This window comes from Aeromonas finlandensis (genome assembly GCF_000764645.1).
In the GTDB taxonomy this organism is placed as follows: domain Bacteria; phylum Pseudomonadota; class Gammaproteobacteria; order Enterobacterales; family Aeromonadaceae; genus Aeromonas; species Aeromonas finlandensis.
Genome location: NZ_JRGK01000344.1, coordinates 1 through 944 on the forward strand (window position 1 = coordinate 1; position 944 = coordinate 944).

Below are 944 nucleotides of genomic sequence, written 5' to 3' on the forward strand. Positions count from 1 at the left end.
CAGCAGGATCAGGGTGGCCATGGCGGCGGCCGCGGCGGTATCGCCGGAATCCTCCATGTTCAGCACGGCGATGGAGGCGAGCACGCTGTCGCTCGAATAGAGGAAGATCACCGCCGAGGTGGTGGTCATGGCGTTGACGAACAGATAGATAAAGATTTCCAAGAGCGCTGGCAGGGAGGCGGGCAGGGTGATTCGCCAGAACGCCTTCCAGAGTGGAATGCGCAATGAGATGGCTACCAGCTCCAGCTCTTTTGGCAACTGCTTGAGGCTGGTCAGCGCCGTCATATGGCCCACCGTGTAGTAGTGGATGACGCAGGAGAGCACCATCAGCGGCAGAGTGCCATAGAGGCTGCCAAAGAGCGGATTGCCGTTGAAAAAGAAGATGTAACCCAGCCCCAGCACCATGCCGGGTACCGCCAGCGACAGCATGGCGAGCAGATGCAGCAGCTGGCGCAGCGGCGCGAAGTGGCGTCCCTTCTCCTGCGCCCAGGCCAGCACCATCACCAGCACGGTGCCGATAAGCGCGGTATAGAGGCCCAGCTGCAAGGTGTTGGTAAAGGGCTGCCAGCCATAGACGCTGTTGCTGTCAAAGGCGTAGTGATCCAGCGTCAGAGCGAGGTTGTAGGGCCAGAACTGTACCAGCGAGCCGTAAACCGCCATCCCGACCAGCGCCAGAAACAGCAGGGCCCAGAGGGTGCACCAGCCGAGCGCCAGCAGATCCCGCAGCCGATGGGGCGTGGGGCTATAGGGCACCGCCTTGATGCTGCTCTGCTCCTGCATCTTGCTGCGTACCCTGTGTTCCAGCGCAAAGCTCAACAGTGCCGGCAGCAGCAGGGTGACGCTGGCAACGGCGCCCAGCGAGAAGTTCTGCATCCCGATCACCTGTCGATAGATATCGGTAGCCAGCACGCTGTACTGGCCGCCAATCACCTTGGCTACCCCGA

At 61.7% G+C, this 944-nt stretch carries 1 protein-coding gene; it reads right to left on the minus strand.

Annotated features, from left to right (window positions below; all coding sequences use genetic code 11):
* A partial coding sequence (locus LD28_RS0120560) for an ABC transporter permease subunit (RefSeq protein WP_033138761.1) occupies nucleotides 1-944 on the minus strand: 944 nt, incomplete at both ends.